The sequence below is a fragment of the Fodinibius salsisoli genome (assembly GCF_026229185.1).
Classification (GTDB): Bacteria; Bacteroidota; Rhodothermia; order Balneolales; family Balneolaceae; genus Fodinibius; species Fodinibius salsisoli.
The window spans coordinates 1-16,203 of the sequence record NZ_JAGGJA010000007.1 but is presented as its reverse complement, the minus strand read 5'-3'; the positions used below and the strand labels follow the sequence as shown (position 1 = coordinate 16,203).

Annotated in this window: 16 protein-coding genes and 5 tRNA genes; 10 read left to right on the top strand and 11 right to left on the bottom strand. The window is 45.1% G+C overall.

The window, feature by feature from the left end; translation table 11 throughout:
* Window positions 1–3: 3 nt before the first annotated feature.
* From J6I44_RS11275 to J6I44_RS11260, 4 genes are read right to left on the bottom strand one after another with little or no spacing between them, the layout of a single operon-like run.
* Window positions 4–1,167 carry an FAD-dependent oxidoreductase gene (locus J6I44_RS11275; RefSeq protein WP_265766230.1) on the bottom strand — a complete coding sequence of 388 codons (1,164 nt, stop codon included), beginning with the start codon at window positions 1,165–1,167 and terminating at the stop codon, window positions 4–6.
* Window positions 1,160–1,858, bottom strand: coding sequence for a class I SAM-dependent methyltransferase (locus J6I44_RS11270; protein ID WP_265766229.1), 699 nt, complete (start codon window positions 1,856–1,858; stop codon window positions 1,160–1,162). Before J6I44_RS11270 ends, J6I44_RS11275 begins: the two co-directional genes overlap by 8 nt.
* A gap of 2 nt (window positions 1,859–1,860) precedes the next feature.
* Entirely contained in the window at window positions 1,861–3,015 is a 1,155-nt protein-coding gene (locus J6I44_RS11265) for a type III polyketide synthase (RefSeq protein WP_265766228.1), read from the bottom strand.
* A gap of 55 nt (window positions 3,016–3,070) precedes the next feature.
* Window positions 3,071–4,429 (bottom strand): MATE family efflux transporter, encoded by a 1,359-nt coding sequence (locus J6I44_RS11260; RefSeq protein WP_265766227.1) that lies wholly within the window; start codon window positions 4,427–4,429, stop codon window positions 3,071–3,073.
* Window positions 4,430–4,654: 225 nt separating this feature from the next.
* Between J6I44_RS11260 and J6I44_RS11255 the strand changes: the two genes are divergently transcribed.
* Entirely contained in the window at window positions 4,655–5,359 is a 705-nt protein-coding gene (locus J6I44_RS11255; protein ID WP_265766226.1) for a hypothetical protein, read from the top strand.
* A gap of 110 nt (window positions 5,360–5,469) precedes the next feature.
* Here the strand turns inward: J6I44_RS11255 and J6I44_RS11250 are convergent, their stop codons facing one another.
* The 7 genes from J6I44_RS11250 to J6I44_RS11220 form a co-directional block, all read right to left on the bottom strand.
* A complete protein-coding gene (locus J6I44_RS11250; RefSeq protein ID WP_265766225.1) occupies window positions 5,470–9,369 on the bottom strand; it encodes a sensor histidine kinase in 3,900 nt (1,299 codons plus the stop codon).
* A gap of 42 nt (window positions 9,370–9,411) precedes the next feature.
* The gene (locus J6I44_RS11245) at window positions 9,412–10,386 is read right to left on the bottom strand and encodes a 2-hydroxyacid dehydrogenase (RefSeq protein WP_265766224.1); all 975 of its coding nucleotides are present in this window, start codon (window positions 10,384–10,386) and stop codon (window positions 9,412–9,414) included.
* Window positions 10,387–10,388: 2 nt separating this feature from the next.
* Window positions 10,389–10,814 (bottom strand): hypothetical protein, encoded by a 426-nt coding sequence (locus J6I44_RS11240; RefSeq protein ID WP_265766223.1) that lies wholly within the window; start codon window positions 10,812–10,814, stop codon window positions 10,389–10,391.
* 4 nt (window positions 10,815–10,818) lie between these two features.
* Window positions 10,819–11,232, bottom strand: coding sequence for a ribosome silencing factor (gene rsfS, locus J6I44_RS11235; RefSeq protein WP_265766222.1), 414 nt, complete (start codon window positions 11,230–11,232; stop codon window positions 10,819–10,821).
* A gap of 6 nt (window positions 11,233–11,238) precedes the next feature.
* Window positions 11,239–11,694 carry a LytR C-terminal domain-containing protein gene (locus J6I44_RS11230; RefSeq protein ID WP_265766221.1) on the bottom strand — a complete coding sequence of 152 codons (456 nt, stop codon included), beginning with the start codon at window positions 11,692–11,694 and terminating at the stop codon, window positions 11,239–11,241.
* A 14-nt stretch (window positions 11,695–11,708) separates the two neighbouring features.
* The gene (locus tag J6I44_RS11225) at window positions 11,709–12,239 is read right to left on the bottom strand and encodes a hypothetical protein (protein WP_265766220.1); all 531 of its coding nucleotides are present in this window, start codon (window positions 12,237–12,239) and stop codon (window positions 11,709–11,711) included.
* Window positions 12,240–12,444: 205 nt separating this feature from the next.
* Window positions 12,445–12,530: transfer RNA gene (locus tag J6I44_RS11220), tRNA-Ser, on the bottom strand.
* Window positions 12,531–12,641: 111 nt separating this feature from the next.
* Here J6I44_RS11220 and queA point away from each other — a divergent pair.
* The 9 genes from queA to J6I44_RS11175 form a co-directional block, all read left to right on the top strand.
* On the top strand, window positions 12,642–13,688 hold the full coding sequence (gene queA / locus J6I44_RS11215) for a tRNA preQ1(34) S-adenosylmethionine ribosyltransferase-isomerase QueA (RefSeq protein WP_265766219.1): 1,047 nt from the start codon (window positions 12,642–12,644) through the stop codon (window positions 13,686–13,688).
* 1 nt (window position 13,689) lies between these two features.
* Window positions 13,690–14,373 carry a 2-C-methyl-D-erythritol 4-phosphate cytidylyltransferase gene (gene ispD, locus J6I44_RS11210; protein WP_265766217.1) on the top strand — a complete coding sequence of 228 codons (684 nt, stop codon included), beginning with the start codon at window positions 13,690–13,692 and terminating at the stop codon, window positions 14,371–14,373.
* 11 nt (window positions 14,374–14,384) lie between these two features.
* Window positions 14,385–14,867, top strand: coding sequence for a 2-C-methyl-D-erythritol 2,4-cyclodiphosphate synthase (gene ispF, locus J6I44_RS11205; protein WP_265766216.1), 483 nt, complete (start codon window positions 14,385–14,387; stop codon window positions 14,865–14,867).
* A complete protein-coding gene (locus J6I44_RS11200; protein WP_265766215.1) occupies window positions 14,860–15,480 on the top strand; it encodes a DedA family protein in 621 nt (206 codons plus the stop codon). Before ispF ends, J6I44_RS11200 begins: the two co-directional genes overlap by 8 nt.
* 160 nt (window positions 15,481–15,640) lie before the next feature.
* Window positions 15,641–15,712, top strand: a tRNA-Thr gene (locus tag J6I44_RS11195).
* A 49-nt stretch (window positions 15,713–15,761) separates the two neighbouring features.
* Window positions 15,762–15,844, top strand: a tRNA-Tyr gene (locus tag J6I44_RS11190).
* 5 nt (window positions 15,845–15,849) lie between these two features.
* Window positions 15,850–15,922 (top strand) — tRNA-Gly (locus J6I44_RS11185).
* A 22-nt stretch (window positions 15,923–15,944) separates the two neighbouring features.
* Window positions 15,945–16,016 (top strand) — tRNA-Thr (locus J6I44_RS11180).
* Window positions 16,017–16,076: 60 nt separating this feature from the next.
* Window positions 16,077–16,203, top strand: a 127-nt coding sequence (locus tag J6I44_RS11175; protein ID WP_265766455.1) for a GTP-binding protein, incomplete at its 3' end; no start/stop codon positions are given.

Below are 16,203 nucleotides of genomic sequence, written 5' to 3'. Positions count from 1 at the left end.
GGGTCAGGTGATCCACCGCTCGATACCCCGCATGGCAAATAGTTGAGCCATAAATTTTGATAGGGGAGGAGAGAGCATCATTGCAACCAGCCTATTTCGAAGGCGAGGATAAGTAACTCTGCGGCCAAGGCGCATATTGAATTCACTTCTTCGGGCAGCATTAGCTACCGCTTTTTTTCGTCGCCGTTCAAAAGAATCTAATATTTCTCCAGGATCTGCCTTATTTATGAGAATCTGTTGAAGACATTGAGCCAAATCATCTACCCCGAGCCATCCCAAGTTCATCCCCTGACCACCAATGGGACTCACAACATGGGCAGCATCACCTGCCAGGATAATTCGTCCCCGAACCATATGCTTGGCTATACATCGTTGAACACCAAAACTGCTGACCATAGAATGCTCGGTTTGTGATAAATTACGATTGATTCGCTGGCTAACGGATTCCTCAATAGCAGATCGTTGGTTTGATAGAATATAATGTTTCGTTTTTACTACCCATCGGCGCTGATTATCAGGCAGGGGGAAGGACTCAATGACTCCCTCATCACAGAGATAAATTGCAGCGTCATTACCAAATGAAGTGGTGTCAGTGAAGTCTCCCATCACGTACGTATCGGGATACTTCTTTTCCGCAAAGGTAATACCGGTCGTTTTGCGGACAAAGCTCTCTTTCCCATCACAGCCCACAAGGTAATCTGCTTTGATGGTCACCGGTTGTTGGTCTTTCAGATAGGTAACAAACACCTTACCTCCCTTTTCAGAAATATCAACTACTGTAGCTCCGCGAAGGAGTACTTTCTCCCGAAGTTTTTGGAGGTGTTGCTCAAGTAACTGCTCAGTACGGTTTTGGGGAAGTGAAAGTATAAAGTTGAACGGGCTGGGATAGGAACTAAAAGAAAGTGTTCCCAATGGTTGTGTGTTTGTAAACGCATGGCCGCGTCGAATACAACACCCCTCCTGGACCATTGATTTGGCAAGGCCTATGGAGCTTAAAATTTCGAGAGAAGGGGGATGGATGCCAAACGAACGCGAATCAGGGGTTGGAGCAGCATTTTGTTCAAGAATGCGGCATGAGATACCAGCTTTAATCAGCAGTGCACCCAGCAAGAGGCCCACGGGACCTCCACCAACAATGATAACCGAATATTTGGAATCGTTATCCATTGTGGTGATAAGTTAAGAGTAACCGGAAAGGGAATAGGGTTTGGACCTGCCATCCCTTGGGAACCGTTTGCTGTAATTCTGCTGGGGTATAGCTCTTTTTGATGGAAGTGAGTCCATCATGGGTAATAAATGAACTCCGGAAGGTCGGACGCGCTAAGACATTAAAAAGAGCATAGCCAATATCACTGCGCTTTATATCATTAAAGATAATTGCGTGGTTGCTTAACGCTTTGGCTTCCGACAATACTTTTGGCAGTTCATCCGGCGATAAATGGTGAAGCAGGTGGTTCGATATGACAAAGTCGTAGTTTCGGTTAGAAGCTAATAATTCAGCAGCAGAGCAGTGTAGAAATTTAACATTATTGGGAGAGGCTATTTGCTGCGCGAAATTAAAAGCTCGCTCATCGGGATCTATAGCAGTAACGGAAAGCCGGAGGTTATCCTGATTGGCCCACTGTGCCAGTTTTATCGGGATGTCTCCTCCGCCAAAACCGATATCTAAAATATGGCTGTGAGTTTTGCTTTGAAGGTAGGGGCGAAGCCGGCTTCGATAGATTTTTCTCCATTGAGAGAGAAGAGCATTAATGGTAGAAAATTGCCGATAGGTATTCCAAAGTTCGGTGTGATCACAGTCCGGACGATCCATCTTTTCTGTGCTATCCGTGTCGCGCATGGAAAGGAAAAAAGGCATAACTACGCAGGATCGGTGGTTGTTAGTAGTGCACTTTCGATGGTAAGGCCGGGACCAAATGCTAAAGCTAATGTGGTAGTTTTATTGTTTTCTTCCGTGGAATCCAGAAGCTCTTTAAGCACAAACAAGATGGTTGCACTGCTCATATTTCCATAATTGGCAAGTACCTTTCTTGAAGCTGCAAGCTGCTCAGGCTGAAGGTTACAGCTTTGGTGAACCTTGTCAAGGATGGCCCGCCCACCGGGATGTACGGCCCAACGGTTAATGTCGGCTAACGAAATGTGGTAAGCCTCAAGAAGAGGTTGAATAGCGTCTGAAAGGTTCGATTTAATCAGGTCCGGAACATAGCTTGAAAGTACCATTTCAAAGCCAGTGTCGCCAATCGTCCAGGCCATATCTTCCTCCGTTTCTTCGGCAATGGTTGTGGAAAAATGTTCAAGTTTTAATGCTCGTTTTACAGGTTGTCGGGCACTGACGATCAACCCGGCTGCCCCATCGGCAAATACAGAGGCCGAAATAAGATGGTCGGTGGCTTCGGAATTTTGCAAGTGCAGGGTACAAAGTTCCAGGCATACGATTAATACGTTGGCATCGGGTTGGGCTGCACAAAAGGATTGGGCCATTTTCATAGCCGGGAAGGCAGCAAAACATCCCATAAAGCCCAGGTGGAAACGTTCGGTGGAGGAGGATAAATTGAGCTCTTTGATGATTTCAAAGCCTGGCTCCGGAGCAAAAAAACCAGTGCATGATACCGTGATAATATGGGTAATATCGGTTTTGTTAACAGAGGGATTCTCCTCGATTGTTTTTCGGGCTGTTTTAACCCAAAGAGGTTTAGCCTTTTCGATATAGAGTTGATTTCGCTTCCCTGTTGAAGGGGTAGACAGGCTTCCGTCCTGTTGAAAGAATACTCTGGGATCTCCGTTGGCCCGGAAATCATCAATAACCGTATGCCGCTTTTTAATGCCTGACTTGGCATATATCCGATGGATGATGTGCCGGCTGATATCTCGCTGGCCAATATATTTTTTCATCTGCTCACGCAGAAAATCTTGCCGGTACGAGCGTTCAGGAACAACGGTTGCAATATTGTGAATATAGGCCGCCATGAATCGATATGGATTCTCTTGTCGGGAGTGTAATGTAGCAATACTCAAATTTGGCGGTAAAAAATCCCAAATCCTAATCTAAAGCGGAAAAATGTTGTCCAGATTATGTTTGGGAACGCCGGGTGAGCTTGTAAAATCGGATGTTATGAAGAATAGCGGCAATAGTGAGTCCGGCTATGAGTCCCATCCAAAGCCCCTGTGGACCAATCCCTCGCACGAGGCCGAGATAGTAGCCAAGAGGCAGCCCTACCAGCCAGTAAGCTACAAAGTTAACAGCCATGGGCAATGTTGTATCTTTCAATCCCCGTAAAGCACCATAACCGCTTACTTGCAAGCCGTCGGATATTTGAAAAATAGCTGCCATATACAGAAGGCTGATAGCGACTTCCTGAACGTCTGCATTCTGGGTATAAATACTGGTGATCAGATCTGGGAAAAGGTACATGATCATGGCGGTAACACACATAAAAAGAGTGGCCAGGCCAATGCCAACGTAGCCACGACGACGCGCTTCATAGATCGACCCCTTGCCGATAGCGTTGCCGACCCGTGTAGTAATAGCCGTTGAAAGACCAAAGGGAACCATGAAGGTCATCGCTGAAAAGTTGATGGCAACTTGATGACCCGCTACGGCAATGGTGCCGATGGATCCCATCAGCAGGCTGACAAGCGCAAACATGCTCACTTCCATGGTAGAACTCAGTCCGATAGGTACGCCAACCTGTAAGAGCTCTTTAAGATAGGGCCAGTTCGGTTTACGAAAAGAATCGAAAATGTTAAACCGCTGATAAGATTCATAATTATAGGTGAATAGGAGCATTCCAACAAACATGACGACACCGACAATAGCCGAAGCATACCCACAGCCCCGGGCCCCCAGTTCGGGCAATCCGAATTTGCCGTACATCAGAATGTAGTTGCCTGCAATATTTACGAAGACGCCAAGTAGTGCAAAGTACATGCCGGGCCGGGTTGCGGAGAGGCCCTCATTAAAGAAACGGAGCGCCATATAGCCTGCAACGGCAAAAACACCCCATGATATTGCATTTAAGTAACCCTGAGCAATAGGAATGATGGCCGGCTCTACATCCAGAAAAACCATTGCAAATTCGAGGTTTCTGATCAGGAAAAAAATAGGAATGGCTAACATTTGGCTGAGCCAAAGAACCTGACGCACATTGATTCCTACCTCACGAAATTTGCGGGCCCCGATAAGCTGGGCGATGACGGGAGTTACGGCCATTAGGATTCCCGCCGCGAGCATCATGAACGGCATAAAGATCGCGCCACCTACGGCTACAGCAGCCAGGTCCTGTGCCGATAAGTTTCCGGCCATTACCGTATCCACAAAATTCATTGACATTTGCAGAAGCTGCGCAATGATGACAGGCAGGCCGACTTTGAGCGTCTGACCGGCCTCTTTACGAATATTATACTTTTCTGATTTTAGATATGAGAGCACTACAGAGTCGAAACTAAGAATTTTTGAAAAAGTGGATTATAGTACGAAAAATGAGGCGCAAAAGATAGTTAAAACAGATTTTAATATGTCTCTCATGAGTATCAGTAAAAGGGCATTTTTGTTTTAATGTTTGGCAGTATTAATAGATAGAAGAATAGTTATGCTCGCTCTTTTGGGTGTACTATTAATAAGAAGTAAAAGATTAACGGTCAATACTTTTACATCGTGAGATATGTATTTGGAGTATTGGGAGGGGTGCTATTCTTGGTTGGTTGCGGTATCCAGATGCCAGTGACTGAAGGACTGGTCTTTTCTTCCAGCGATCCATACGGGCAGAAACATGAAGAGATTCTTCCTTTTATTCGCTACGGAGGAGCAGTGACCGTGGTATCGGCTATGCCAATGCATTCTGCATTAGAAGAAGCAGCTGTTGGTGAACACGGAAGCGAGCAGTCGCCATATCTGAGTCAAGATTTTATGAGGAACGTTGTTAATCCGGGTTTTGGGTTTTCTTTTGGGAACGGTCGTCGGGTTGCAGTGGCCTTTAGCCCGGGTCTTATCCTTACCGGTATGCATATGGATGCTACTGTTCGCACCATTGAGAAAGTCTTTGCTACCGTCAATTATCGGTTAGCAGTGGAGAATGGAGGAGAACTGATTATACAGCGACCGATACTGGAAAAAGCCGGAGGCGGATTAAGTGTAGGGGCTTTTTTTAGAACTCAGCCGATGCAGTTTGTGGAAAAGGAAGGTCAATGGTCTGGTGGAGAGCCCACCTTTAATGTTCAGTGGTATGGATTGCGATTAATGGGACAGAGTCCTGATCTGTCGGGCAGTAAAATCAATGTCCGTGGATTTATAAATGCCGGATATACCCGAAAATACCGCACGCCGCTGATGGCTGTAGGTGTTACCATTGCCTTTGATTAATGTTGATAGCAGAAGTGTTAAGTATAAGGTTGAAGGTTAAAAAGTTGAAAGTTATTGAAATAAATGCTTGATAAGGAACCTATAAATCGTCAGGCTTTACCTACAACCTGCTAACTGAGCGCAAGCTTTATCACAAAGGTGGTACCTTCTCCTTCAACGGAAGCAAAGGAGATGCTGCCACCGTGTGCGTCTATAATTTTTTTACAGATGGCAAGGCCCAGTCCCGTACCACCAGATTTCGTTGAAAAGCTGGGTACAAATACATTGCCCCGGTTTTCTTCGGGGATGCCTCGGCCGTTGTCTTCCACTTCTACAAAAGCGTGCCCCTTTCGTTCATAAAGTGAAAGAGCAATGTGTCCGCCTTCTCCATCCATCGCTTCGTATGCATTTTTCACCATATTGATGAAAACCCGCTTCAGATCATCGGTCGCGCCCTGAACTTTAATAGGGCGTGAGGATAATTGCAGGGAAATATCCATCTTCTTATCGTGCTCATAGAGCTGGGCTACGGATGTTAAAAGGGCACCAAGATCTACAGTTGTAAAATCTTCTTCCACGGGCTGGGAAAACTTAGAGAAGTCAGAGGCAATATTACTGAGAGACTGGATTTGTTCAATCAGGTTGCCGGTTATTTTTTGGATACGAGCTTTGAGCTCCGGTCCCTCATTATTGCCTGTTTTCAACTGTCGTTCCAAGTGCTGAACGTTAAGTTTCATGGGGGTAAGTGGATTTTTTATCTCATGGGCTACTTGCTGGGCCATCTCTTTCCACGCTGCCTCTCGCTCTGCCTCAGCTAACTCTTTTTGTAATTTTTTAAGCCTGAATACCATCTTATTATAGGCTTTCGCCAGGTTCCCAATTTCATCATGACTGGTGACGGGAATGGTGGTATCCAGGTTACCACCCGAAATTTTATTAAGTCCACTTTGGATATAGTTCAATGGCCGCGTCAGTGACTTGGAGATAAAAGCCGAACCCAGAATAAAGAGACCAAATACCAGAAGATACGCGAGGATCAGGTAGCTTGTGGTTTCCAGAAGCTGTTGGTCATATTTGGGAGATTCCAGGAAGGTCGGAATAGCAAGGGTTGCAACCGGCTCTCTCTCTTGGTTGAGGATGAGCCGATAACCGATAAGCAGTGATTGCCCTGCAAGGTTGACCGTAGCAAATGCATCGCGCTGTTGCTGCACATAGAGTTGGTTGAAAATTTCATAAGGCAGAGCTGTCGGCAACAAATGTTGTTGATAAATTTGTGGTGTCGTGGTTTCACTGACTTTATGCTGAGCATTATGTTTAGTATAAAGGGTGGCATCGGCATTCCAGGGAGTGGCAAGTGATTCTAAGGAAAAAGAAGATCCGAGATTTAAGTGATTGCGGACCATTTCGTTCGATTCAATAGAACCGGCCAGTCGTTCAAGTTTATCAAATAGCTCTTGGCGGACAATATCCTGGTTCTGTTGCTTGATGGCATAGTGAGAGGTAGCAATAAGAAATCCCAGGAAAATAAGTGTAGCCAGCAGAAAACTGTCAAGGATACGATCCTGAAAGCGTTTCTTTTCTCCAAGAAAGGGAAGGTAGCCTCCGCTCAAAAGGTGCAGGATAAGGGCGATAAGGCATCCTACAATCAGGAGGGTAAAACAGAACCGGAAGAAAGAGAACAATATGACCCGGTATTCGGCCAACGAAGTACTGATTTTTATCGACGCCGCTTCTGATTCTTTCCGCAACAGTGTGCGATAGGTGGATTCGGCAGTATTATTGGTAAAATAAATCAGGGAATCGCTGGCCAGGGCTTGAACTTCCGATTGGTTTAGTCGCTGATATTTTGGAAAGTAACCGGCAAATCCCTGCTGGCGGGTATTGACGAGTTGTTCATTCTCATACTTTTGCATCAGGAAAGCACTATTCCAATCCTCGTAGGTGAGCGAGGCCATGACTGCCCGGATGGGTTTATTAAATTGCGGACGTTCTTTATAAACGGAACAGAGTATCCATGCTATGGGCGTCTGCGTGGAAGGTCCATAAACGGGAATCCATCCTCTGTAGAAGGTGCTGTAATCTTCCTGGTTAACAACATTGGGTTGCTGAACGACCGGACGGATAGCGGATTTTGTGATCTGCAGGATTTCAGTAGCCAACTCATAGGAGTTGATACTAAAGTCATCAACCCACTCTGGGGAATTTAAGTTGGTAGAATAATCTGCTATAAGTTCTTCGTAGCGATTGACAAGCTGAAGATCAAAGGAGTAGGAGTTCCATTGGGGCTGAAGGAAATTTTGTATTGTTTGGGTAAAACGGGCCTGCAGAGAAGAAGGATTGTTTCGGATATCATCGTAAGTGACAGATCGAAATTCTTTTTCAAGTGTTATCAGCAGCTGTTCAGTGAGTTGTTCAGCCTGGTTGTCTTCTTCTCTTGCAAAGTTGCGGGCCGTTTTTAACAGTTCTTGATCCAGGTTTTGCAGGTAGGCTTGATAAAACATCGGCATACTGATGGCTGCAATAAGAGTACTTGCCAACACAACGTGTCGAAGCGGAGAAAGAGAGTAGATCCATACGTTACGTTTTGAATGGCCCAAGGCAATGCCTGCAATACAGATAAAACTGCAAATGCTTGAATAGAATATCCAGTTTAGAGCAGCCTGTTCGAGCACAAGTATTTGAACTGCAAAAAGGCTGATGATAAATGAGATACTAAGTATGGAAACCGAAAGTTTTATATGGCTTCGGGTTGTGCGGAAAAGAAATCGATTGAGGGTTATCAGCAGAATACCCAAGGCTAACAAGCTGATGCCTACAACCAGATAGAGTACAATGGTTCGGCCATAGGGGAAAATTCGTAAATCGAGGAGGCGAATATTACCGATAATGGTGTATTGGTAGATCCAGTTGAATACGGCGGGTATTGCCAAGGCATTTATCGTTCCAAAGAGGCTTGCAATACCGATAGAGCTCAAATAAGACGTTGCTTTAAGTTTTCGGTTGAAAAAGGGAAGTTTCCGGGCAATAGCAATGGTGGCAAGCAGGGCAAAAACGACATTGGTAAAGACCTTGCCTAACTGCTGAACCACCGAAGTTGTTAAGCTGGTATTCGTAGTCTCTGCCAGCGATTGCGCCCAATAAAAAAGCAGGTCAGTGTAATTAAAGATGAGCCAGCCAATTCCAATAAACAGGAGTTGGATTAATAGCGCAAAAGACCAGCTGATGGTATCCACTGCTCCAACAAAGAACAAAAAGACGAAAACAAGGAAACACAATACAATATATGAGGAACGCCAGAACTGGTTGTCTTGGCTCCATTCCTGCTCCATCTGATTAAACCTGTTGTCGGTTGCATAAACAACGCCTACAGAATCACCGGCAAGATTGGAAAGCTGTTGAGATTTTAGGGTATCGGAAGGTGGTGTGCTGAAGATACTGAAATCCAGCGGATAATTTTTTGCTACCTCTGATCGGAATAAGTTGTATTCGCTGGAGTTTCCGATAGCCAGTGGGTTGCTTTGCTCAATGCGATAACTGGTAAACAGGCGATACCAGGTCGTATTGTCATCTTGTTGTAAGCTGAATGGGACGTGGCACTCCCAGAATATGGTATTATTTTTTTGGCGGAGAACAATACTTGACTCAAATGGTTCATCAAACAAGTCTTCTTCTCGTTCCTGAAGAGCAAATCCTCTCCATACAATGGGCTGGTTATTTTGAAAAAGGGCGATACTCCAAAGGTCTGTATAGGGAGATAATAGCTGGTAGAGGTCCGATGGAGGCTGGCTGCGGATTAGGGGTGTTTGCAGGGTAGCGGCTAATTTTTCAGATCGCTGAAGCAGCTCATGTTGTTTGGTTTGAAAGCGCTGTGCCGCCGTGGTAAGCTGTTGCTCTATCCGCTGTAAGTTGTCTTCTTCTGAAGGTTTGACGCCATAACGCCACCCCTCGAGGGCAAGAAGAACCAACAGCAAACCCACTAGGGTCCATCCTAACAAATAGTAGGTCCGCTGGGTATTCAAGGAGTTTTTCATGAAAAAAATCGGTTCATCTGATGGTGTTAATATGAACCGAAATTAGGCCTGAATCAAGTTAGGAATTTCTGAAGCAGGGTTTCCCTGCAGTATTTTTATAATAGCTTGGGCTGCTAACATTCCGATATCTTCCCGTGTTTTATGACTGGCACTGGCAATATGAGGCGTTAATAAACAGTTTGGAGCATTTTTGAGCTTGGGATGCACTTTCGGTTCTTCCTCAAATACATCGATACCGGCTCCACCTATAGTACCATCATGTAGGGCCTGTGCAAGGGCTTCTTCATCCACTACCGGCCCCCTGGATGTGTTGATGAGGATCGCATGATCCTTCATAAGGTCCAGCATGTCTGCGTCAACTAAATGTCGTGTTTCTTCGGTGAGAGGGCAGTGGAGGGAGACGACATCTGCCTGGGGAATCAGCGTCTTAAGATCGGAACAGTAGTCTGCATCGAGCTGGCTTTCGATATCTGACGAAAGCTGGCTTCGGTTATGATAGATGATATCCATCCCCAGGGCGTTGGCTCTTTCTGCCACTGCTTGTCCTATGCGTCCCATGCCTATAATGCCGAGGGTACTGCCTTGTAATTCTGTCCCTAAAAAACCCAGGGGTTCCCAGCCATCAAATTTTCCTGCAAGCAGATATTCTTGCGCCTGGCATAACCGGCGACCTACGGCCAGCATCAAAGCCAGGGTGAATTCTGCACAAGAATCTGTTAATACACCGGGGGTGTTGGCTACCTGTACCTTATGTCTGTGAGCAGCTTCTACGTCAATATTATTATACCCTACCGCATGGTTAGCAACAATTTGAAGTTTGTCACCGGCTTTAATCACTTCCTCGGTGATCGGGTTGGAAAGCATGGGCAAAATCGCATCATAATCGGGTATGGCTGCTATGAGTGCTTCTTCGGTATTGTAGGCACCCCGTTTACCGACATCTACGTTAAAATGTTCCTTGAGTTTCTCAATGACAGAAGGAATAATGGGTTCGGTAATTAGAATACGCTTTGACATAATCAGAAAGAGTAGGTTTGGCCGTTTATACTAACTTGAGAGTAGCTGTTCAATTGCTGTGAGGATAACTTGTCATAAATAAAAGAAAATGGGACCAGTGCCTGAGTACATACCGCCTCCTTGTTACGCCACGCAGAAATTTTGAGGCTAAGGGAGTCGTCTTCAATATTATGTAGTACGGCTTGTAAATGTGTACATCCATCGGAAAATGATCCTGAGATCAACAGGCCATCGGAAGCCCCCGTCGATATTTGTTTAATAGCATCGATATACACCTTGCCCGGGGTATAGGGTATAGCCCCCGGCTCTGTCAATTGTACTTGGTTCGGGTAGGTAGTATGTTGTTTATTATCAGAAGATGCACAGCTACAGATACTACAAGCCAGTGCGAAAGTGACTGCCAGTAGCTTTAGATGTTGTGTGAGCATAAAATTATGCGGTCTCTTCAATTTTGCGGACAGGGGCATCATTCCACATTCGTTCGAGCGCATAGTATTCCCGCAACTCTTTTTTGAAGATGTGAACCACTACATTTACATAATCTAAGATCACCCACCTGCGGCTTTCCCGTCCTTCTTCCTTCCAGGGTTTTTCTCCCAACTGTTCTTTTGTCTCCTGGCTTATGTGGTTGGCAATGGCTTTAATTTGTACATCGGTTGAAGCATGACAGACTACAAACTTGTCGGTAAGTGTGGTAAGGCCGTGTACATCAATAACGGTAATATCCTCAGCCTTGCGGTCGAGCATTGCTTCGGTAATAACATCAATTAGTTTATCAGAGTCAGCTGTTTTGGTATTGTTGACGCTGGTAAATTGCTGGTCTTTTTGGGGAGCAGTATCGGTCATATATGGTTAGTTAAGAGTTAAAGATTCGTAATCCGATCCGATGACTACAGTGGCATCGAGGTAAAAGTCTTCTGATGCCTCTACAAACACATTTTCCGGATCGACCCCGATAGCATCAGCAACACGCTGGGCATTTTCGGCGCTGATGGTTCGGGCTATAATAACAGTATTGGTCATATTAAAGTTTTCAAAATTGCCCGTTTCTACAACATCGAATCCATTTTTTCGAAGTGTGGAGGTAAAACGGTTAGCTAAGCCTGGAACGCCACAACCGTTGAGCACTTCCAGTTGTATCACTTTACCGATAAGCTTGGCATCTTGATTGGCTCGCTGGCTTTCAATCCGTGGATAAATAATCCGGGTGAATAGTCCAAAAACCAATAACACCAAGAGCAGACTCAAGAAGCCAATAGCGGCGTTAAGGACAAAAGAGTTGGAATCTTCGGTATTGCGTTCGCTCATGCGCTCTTTAATTCTCAGTCAAAAACGGGTGGTCGTTGTAGATGACGGTATCCGTAGCCTGATTGCCCCATTCCCCAGGGGCTTATCCCGTAGTTATTAGGCAATTGCTGGAATTGAAGCCTGATGTTGCTATTTTCGCTGAGTTGATAATTGAGTTCAGCGTTTCGGATAATCAGCTCCGTATTCATCCCTCCGTTATTATTAGACATATACGAGCTTCCTCCAAAGGGGGAGTGCAGTAGCGAGAGGTCAACACGTCCCGTCAGGTTCTCAGAAAAAAAGAAGCGCATGGTATTAGTATACGCATTCATATTTTGCATCTGTCCTCCAAAACTGGAAAACATCATGGAATAGGAATGATCCATCTGCATGTTGAACAGGTTCCCAAGGTTGGCTCCCTCGCTGGGGTCGGATTTAACTAAGGGGCCCGTTAGGGCAGAGGAATTGTTCATATTCTCCCGAAGCTGCGCCGATGCCAGAGAATGGATACCAAATGTTAATACGAGAAACGCTAAGAGAAATGGGAAGTAAGATGTTTTTTTCATAACGATAGTCCGAGATTGAAGAAAATCTTAGAGGCTAATATAACGAATTAGCTCTATATAAAGTATAACAAAGTATAGCTCTACAATAAAGAGCTTTTGTGAGGAAACACATTCTTTGATTTGCCCGGTAACGGTCTTTAAAACTGTAAGTTGAAATAAAAAGATGGGATGGAAATCTCTTTCATCAGGGGTGATTATCGGTGGGAGGAGCTCGAAAAGATTCGAACCCTTAGAATTGAAAAACGGCTCAACGGTTTTCGAGACCGCCCCATTCGACCGCTCTGGCACACCTTTGTGTAAATATTGAACTTGTCCTCCGCCGGAAAATAGAGTATATTTGAAGGCTTTGAATCCAATAAAAATACGGGTTAATAAAACCAAATAAAAGGCTGAAGTTCGATAATGAAATTAACCGATTTTAAATTTGATATAGATGATTACAATATTCCTGAAGAGCCTGTAGAGCCGCGCGACGACTCAAAACTGATGGTTCTTGATCGGGAAGATGAGTCCATTACTCATGAAAAATTTTCCGATATTCATAAGTATTTGAATGAGGGAGATGTGCTCATTTATAATGATACCAAAGTATTCCCTGCGCGGCTGAAAGGAAAGAAGGAAAAGACTGACGCCGACATTGAGGTGTTTTTATTGCGTGAGTTGGTACCGGAAAATATGCTCTGGGACGTGCTGGTAGAGCCGGCTCGAAAAATCCGTATTGGCAATAAGCTTTACTTTGGGCCTGACCTAATGGCGGAAGTGATAGATAACACCACATCACGCGGTCGGACGATCCGTTTCTTATATGAAGGAACAAATGAAGAGCTCTACCAACTGTTAGATGAGATTGGTGAAATGCCATTGCCTCCATATATCGAGCGGGAAGCCAAAGAGAAGGATAAAGAACAGTATCAAACTATTTTTGCCAAGGAGCGAGGTTCTGTTGCTGCTCCTTTTGCAGCTATGCATTTTACGCCTGAGTTGGTCCAAAAGCTTGAGGATAAAGGGGTAGAAATGTTGCCTATTACACTACATATAGGCTGGGGTACCTTCCGCCCGGTAGAGGTAGAGGATTTGACCAAGCATCGGATGGATTCAGAGAACTATCATATATCCAAAGAAACATCTGACAAGATAAATAAAGCCCTTAAGAGTAAGGATAATAAAGTGGTAGGCTGTGGGACGACTTCCGTGCGGACCATTGAAACTAGTATCACCGCCAGTGGTATTTCCAAGCCCGGTACAGGTTGGACGGATAAATTTATCTATCCGCCTTATGATTTTAAGATTACCGAAGGTGTTATTACAAACTTCCACCGTCCTGAATCTACTATGCTGATGCTGGGCGCTGCTTTTGGAGGGTATGACTTTTTCATGCAGGCTTACGAAGAAGCGAAAGAGAATGATTACCGCTTTTTCGGTTTCGGTGACTCTATATTAATTGTATAACGTGACTAAGAAGGCATTGATCATACCGGCTGCTGGTTCTGGTCGCCGGATGCAAAAAGAAACGCCCAAGCCTTATTTGAAAATCGGGGGTGTTTCTATCTTAGAGCAAACGCTTCGTCCCTTTGTCTTGCTTAGTGGGTTGCGCCAGGTAGTTGTTGCGACATCAGATGAATATTTAGGTGTTGCACAACAAATTTTGGAAAGCATTTTTCCAGAAAAAGTTGAAACCTGTGTGATATCTGGTGGGGAGGAACGCCAGCATTCCATTTATAATGCTTTGCAGGAGTTGACAAGTGTTGATTTGGTGTTGGTCCATGATGCGGTACGCCCTTTTGTAGCGAAACAGCATATTGAAGAGTGCTGCCGGGTAGCCGATCAGTTTGGTGCAGCAGTGCTCGGGGTTCCGGCCAAAGATACTATCAAGAGAGTGGATGATCAGCAGTTTGTGCAGGAAACGCCAAACCGTGCCTTCTTGTGGCAAACACAAACGCCACAGATTTTTAGAAAGGAGTTGCTTGAAGAGGCGTATGAGGATGCTATTCGCCATGATTTCATCGGAACGGACGATGCTTCTCTGGTTGAACGCCTGGGCAAGCCCGTTAAAATGGTGAAGGGCAGTCAGTCTAATTTTAAGATAACCTACCCGATGGATTTGGAACTGGCAAAGTTGAGGATTAATAACTAAAGAAACACAATATGCGCATTGGTTACGGATATGATGTTCATGGTCTTGAAAAGGGGCATAGTCTGATATTGGGCGGGGTTGCTATTCCCCACACCAAAGGCTTGGTGGGACATTCCGATGCGGACGTACTTTTGCATGCTATTACTGATGCTCTGCTTGGCGCTTGTGCATTGGGAGATATTGGGCAGCACTTCCCCGATACGGATAATGCATTTGCCGGGGCCGACAGTCGAGTATTATTGAGAGAAGTTGTTGATCTTATTCGCCAAAAGGGATTCATGGTTGCCAATGTTGACGCTACAATTGTAGCCGAGCGGCCCAGACTGGCATCTTATATCGACGATATGAGAAAAAATATTGCTGATGATCTTAGTGTAGATGTCGACCAGGTTTCTGTGAAGGCAACAACCTCAGAGGGTATGGGCTTTGAAGGCAACGAAAAAGGTATTTCGGCACGGGCTGTTTCATTATTAACAGAGCAGTCCAATGGTTGAGCAATTTATTCAGGAGACTGTTCAGTTGATTCAAACACTGCCCCCGGTCAGTATTTACCTTGTATTCTTTACAGTTGCTTATGTAGAAAATGTGCTACCTCCTATTCCTGGTGATGTGCTGGTTGCTTTCGGTGGATATTTAGCAGCCGAATCGGTTATTGGTTTGCTTCCCATTTTACTGCTCACTACCATTGCCTCGGTATTTGGTTTTATGAGTATGTACTGGATTGGAAGTAAATGGGGCGAGCAAATAGAAGGTAGTCCCAAAGGAGTTAGGTTATTGCGGTTTATTCCGGTAGAATACCTCAATAAAGTTCGTTCCTGGATGCAGCAATGGGGGATGGGGGTTGTCTTGGCCAATCGGTTTTTGGCAGGCACAAGATCAGTTATTTCTTTAGCAGCCGGACTTGGGCATACCAAAGTGAGTGCAACGATCTTATGTTCGGCAATTAGTTCTGTTTTATGGAACAGTATTTTGCTTGGTTTTGGGTGGGTCGTGCACGAGAATTGGCGACTTATTGGAGAATATCTTTCGATATATGGACGAATCATTTTGGGCGGTGTTGCTCTATACCTGTTAATCAGGATTGGAATCTATTATTATAGAAAATGAGAGCATGTTTTTTAATATGAATAGTCTTGTAAAGAAATAGTATTTTTATTTGGTTTATTTGTTGACAAAAATAAAAAGTGTCCGTAGCTTTCGAGTCTTTCGACTGGGGCTGATGGGTCGACACATTTGTTGGCATAATTATCAGACTTTATCTTGACAAGCCAGCGTAGCTCAGGGGTAGAGCAGCTGTTTTGTAAACAGCCGGTCGTCGGTTCGAATCCGGCCGCTGGCTCTAAGGTTTGTCAGGGTAGCTGTCGAAATTTTGACATTTTGATTTCGCTGGGGGGATACCAAAGCGGCCAACTGGGGCAGACTGTAAATCTGTTGTCGTGAGACTTCGTAGGTTCGAATCCTGCTCCCCCCACTCAAGCGGGCGTAACTCAATTGGTAGAGTGTCACCCTTCCAAGGTGAATGTTGCCGGTTCGACTCCGGTCGCCCGCTCATCCCACTGGGATTTGCACAAGCCGTTATAGCTCAGGGGTAGAGCACTTCCATGGTAAGGAAGGGGTCGTCGGTTCAATTCCGACTAACGGCTCTCGACGTGCTGCTTAAACATCGATGTGATTCTGAACATTAAATTGTAAATATTGTAGTCATGGCAAAAGAGACATTTCAGCGAGACAAGCCACATGTAAATATAGGAACGATCGGCCACGTGGACCACGGAAAGACGACCACGACGGCGGCGATAACGACCGTAATGGCGAAGCATTTCGGCGGCG